The organism is Dietzia timorensis (assembly GCF_020742175.1).
Lineage (GTDB): Bacteria > Actinomycetota > Actinomycetes > Mycobacteriales > Mycobacteriaceae > Dietzia > Dietzia timorensis_A.
On sequence record NZ_DYXM01000062.1, the window covers coordinates 1 to 3,652 of the forward strand.

Annotated in this window: 3 protein-coding genes and 1 tRNA gene; 1 reads left to right on the top strand and 3 read right to left on the bottom strand. The window is 64.2% G+C overall.

Annotated elements, in window-relative coordinates; genetic code table 11:
• The first annotated feature begins 232 nt into the window (after positions 1-232).
• A tRNA-Leu gene (locus K8V11_RS03480) sits at positions 233-306 on the top strand.
• Positions 307-335: 29 nt separating this feature from the next.
• Here K8V11_RS03480 and K8V11_RS03485 read toward each other — a convergent pair.
• The 3 genes from K8V11_RS03485 to K8V11_RS03490 are packed head-to-tail and all read right to left on the bottom strand — an operon-like array spanning position 336 to position 3,231.
• On the bottom strand, positions 336-2,150 hold the full coding sequence (locus tag K8V11_RS03485; protein WP_369693026.1) for a YhgE/Pip family protein: 1,815 nt from the start codon (positions 2,148-2,150) through the stop codon (positions 336-338).
• A complete protein-coding gene (locus tag K8V11_RS14635) occupies positions 2,123-2,482 on the bottom strand; it encodes a YhgE/Pip family protein (RefSeq protein ID WP_369693027.1) in 360 nt (119 codons plus the stop codon). Before K8V11_RS14635 ends, K8V11_RS03485 begins: the two co-directional genes overlap by 28 nt.
• Positions 2,479-3,231: an ATP-binding cassette domain-containing protein gene (locus tag K8V11_RS03490; RefSeq protein WP_303910827.1), complete on the bottom strand. Its 753-nt coding sequence runs from the start codon at positions 3,229-3,231 to the stop codon at positions 2,479-2,481. The genes K8V11_RS14635 and K8V11_RS03490 overlap by 4 nt, the downstream gene beginning before the upstream one ends.
• Between the last annotated feature and the right edge of the window lie 421 nt (positions 3,232-3,652).

Consider the following 3,652-nt stretch of genomic DNA (forward strand, 5'->3'; position numbering starts at 1 on the left):
GTTGGTGTGTTGCCCGGACGAGGTCGAGAAATTCGCCGTCGGAATCGCGTAAAACGCCCTGAATGCCAGCGAATGCCCATCCACCAGGAGAAGCGTCTTCTCGCCGTCGTCTACCGTCTGCGCGCCATTGCTCTCGTCACTCACGCGTCCCACTCTATGTGTTTTATTCCTGACGCCGGACGTGCGGTAGAATTCCGAAAGGCAGTTCGCCCCCGGCGTCGCCGCACGCCGCGCCCCAGTAGCCCAATTGGCAGAGGCAACGGATTCAAAACCCGTCCAGTGTGAGTTCGAGTCTCACCTGGGGCACCCCAACCCCGCTCCCCGGAGTTACCGGGTTATCCGGCCAGTGCCGGGTGGAGCCGTTCCATGTTCCATTGCCGCTGTCTGTGCGCGGCGAACGTCGTGAGCAGGAACGCCGCAATCCCGAAGCCGATGAGGACCACGATCGCGATCGGCATTCGCTCGTCGTAGGTTCCGTAAATCACCTGCCGGAAGCCGTCGACGGCATAACTCATCGGGTTGATCGGATGCATGATCTGGAAGGGCTTGGCCTGCGTCTCGACCGGATACAGCCCGCCCGAGGACACCATCTGGAGCATGAGGAATGCCAGTGCGACGACCTTTCCGGGCCCCGGCCCGAGGGCCGCGATGAAGGCCTGGTTGAACAGCATGTAGACGACGCCGACGAGCGCCGCGAAGCCGAAGAGACCGAGAACGCTGTCGGGCTGAAGCCCAACGGCGAAGACTGTGACGGCGACGACGACCGCGGCCTGCGCGACGGAGATGAGCCCCGTGGGTAGGAAGCCGTCGAAAGCTGCACGCGCCGCGCTGATCCCCGAGGCGACCGCTCGCGGCTGCAGAGGTTTGAGTTGAACGAACGCGACGATGCCGCCGAAGAACAGCGCCAGCGACATGAAGAACGGCGCAAGGCCCGAACCGAAGGTGTTGTTGCCGGAGTCGTTGTTCTCCTCCAGCGCGACGGGACCGCCGAGAGTTTCCGCCGTATGCACGCGTTGATCGTCGTTCCAGTCGGGGACCTGGCGTGCGCCGTCATCCAGCTTCTCGTGTAGCTCGGACGCGCCGTCGTGCAGGCGGGTTGTGCCGTCAACGGCCTGCCCCGTCCCGTCGTGGAGCTGCGTCGCCCCATCGAGAAGTCGAATGTGGCCGTCGTGGAGTTCGGTGGCTCCGTCGGCAAGGCGCTGGACTCCGCCCTGCGCTGTGCCGAGCCCCTCGTCGAGGGTGTGGGCGCCGTCGTCGAGTGCGGCCACGCCGGTGGTGAGCTCGTCGACCTTCGGAGGAAGCGCGGATGTCCCCGCCGCGAGCTTGTCGATGCCGCCGCGGAAAGGTGCCGAGGGGTCTGCAAGCTGGTATTGCATCTGCGCCGTTCCATCGGCGAGAGCGGAGATCTTCGTCGATAGCTCCGAGCCGGGCGCCAATCCCCTGCTTGTGGCGAGGCCGGCAGCGGCGTCGAGATCGGCGACGACCTTTTGCACCTCGGGGTTATCGATGCCGCGGAGTGCGTCCGCGGCACGGGAGATGTTCTCGGCCTGTTCGGTTTGGAAATCGCCGACCCGGTCGGTGATGCCCTTGAGTTCCTGGACGCCGCCGTTGATCTCGGTGGCACCGTCCCCCAGCTGTTTCACACCGTCGCCGAGTTGCGCGGTTCCGGAGATAAGCTCGTCGAGCTGCCCCGCGGCGCCTTGGACCTGGGTGTTGAGTTCCCTGGTGCCATCGGCCAGCTGTGAGGAGCCGCCCTTGAGCTTGTCGACGCCCGTGACGAGGGTGCCCGTACCGTCGACGAGCTGTGAGGAGCCGTCGCGAGCGGTCACGAGTCCGTCGCGCAAGGTTCCGGCGCCGTCATCCAGCTGTTTCGCCCCATCCTCGAGTTCCGCGGAACCGTCGGCGAGCTGCCCGGCCCCATCGGCGGCGCGAGCCATGCCGTCGCCGGCGTTGACGACGCCGACGAGCACCTTGTCCACTGCCTGGGCGCTGATGTTGTCGCTCACCGAATTGAGCACCTGCTTCATCGCGTTCTCACCGATAACACCGGACAGGTAACCATTGGCGTCGTTGTAAGTGGCGAGTAGGCGAGCTTTTTCCGGATGATCGGTGTTCGGCGAGGCTACCGCCTTCGAGAAGTTCTCCGGCAACTCAAGCGAGAAATAGTACGTACCGCGTCCGACACGCCCTTCTTCGCCTCTTCGGCGGACATCTCGGTCCAGTTGAGACTCTCGTTATCGCGCAGCCCGGCGATGACCTCGTCGCCGGCATTGAGCTCCTCGCCATCAACCTCGGTGCCTTCGTCGCTGTTGACGAGTGCAATGGGCAGCGAGTCCGTCTTCGCAAACGGGTCCCAAAACGCCCACAAGTACAGCGAGGAATACAACAGCGGCATGAGCACGATCGCGACGATGGCGACCTTGGTGAGTTTCGCGCGCGCGAAGCGGCGAAGTTCGCTTCCGATGTGGAACCCGGCGATCACTGTGCGTCCTCCTTCGCGGCCGCGTCCGCATCCGATGCGGCTGTATCCGGTACGCCCGACTCGTCGCCGGTCTTCTCTTGGTCCTGATCGAGCGCGAACGCGAAATGGGCGGGAGAGTCGGTGCCAAGAGGGTTGACGGTGGTGAGAACCACCGGCATGTCTTCAGCCAATCGCGCGAGGATCTCGACCATTTCACGTTGATCCGCGACGTCGACGAGCTGTTCGAGATCGTCGACGACCAGCAATTCCGGCGGCGTGCCATGGGCAGGGCGGAGCGCAAAGCTGATGCGAAGCAGCAGGTCGTCCAGCGGGAGAAGCTCGGACACGTAGATGTCGAGCTCGGGCAACGCGCGCTCGCCGAAGACTTGCGCGCACAGTTTTTCCAGGTCTGCCGCGTGCGCCTTGCCGACGACGGAATACCAGGGCGAGGCCCAGGCTTTCGATTCGGTGACCACGTCTCGCACCCGGACAGAGCGTTCGAGCTCGTCGACTTGGGCGACACCGGCAAGTGCCACGTGACGGCGTACATCCTTACGCGCCGTGCGGCCGACAACTTCGAGGTTTCCCGAGTTCGGTGCCATGCGACCGGAGAGAACGAGAGCCAGCGAGGTTCGTCCGGAACCGCTTGGCCCCGAAAAGACGGTCAACCCTGTACGGGAAATGTCGAAATCCAAGGGGCCGAAGATCGGTCCCTCTTCTCCCTTGGCGTAGAGCCCACGGGCAACGGCAGCGTACCCGCCACTCGCCATTTCGCACTTCCTCACGCGTTCGCCTTCGCCTTTGCCCACGACGCTCGGGGCCGCCTCGGATTACTACTACCCTAGGGCGAAGTTAGTCAGCTTATCGAAACGAATCACGCAGCTCCGGCGCGGAATTCGTCTCCGCAAACGCGCGCCGCAGTGCCGTCACCTGGCATTTCACAGCGAAAGGCGCCCCGGAATATCCCGGGGCGCCGTCGTTGAAGTGAGAAAGCGCACGCGGAGGCGTGCGGTGAAGTGCGGTCGTTCAGCTTGCTGTTCGAGGTGCGGCGGCCTCTGCGCCTCCGAGCGGCTCGATGATCCCGTCCTCGTAGAAGATCGCCTGCGACGTTTCGCCGTCGGGCAGAAAGGCGGTGACCAGCTTGGGCCAGGCTTTCGAAAAATCCCCGTCGATGGGGACATTGTCGACGAT

Bases quoted from the DNA above. Each gene is read 5' to 3' on its own strand.
- K8V11_RS03490 (WP_303910827.1), bottom strand. From the start codon at position 3,231: ATGGCGAGTGGCGGGTACGCTGCCGTTGCCCGTGGGCTCTACGCCAAG.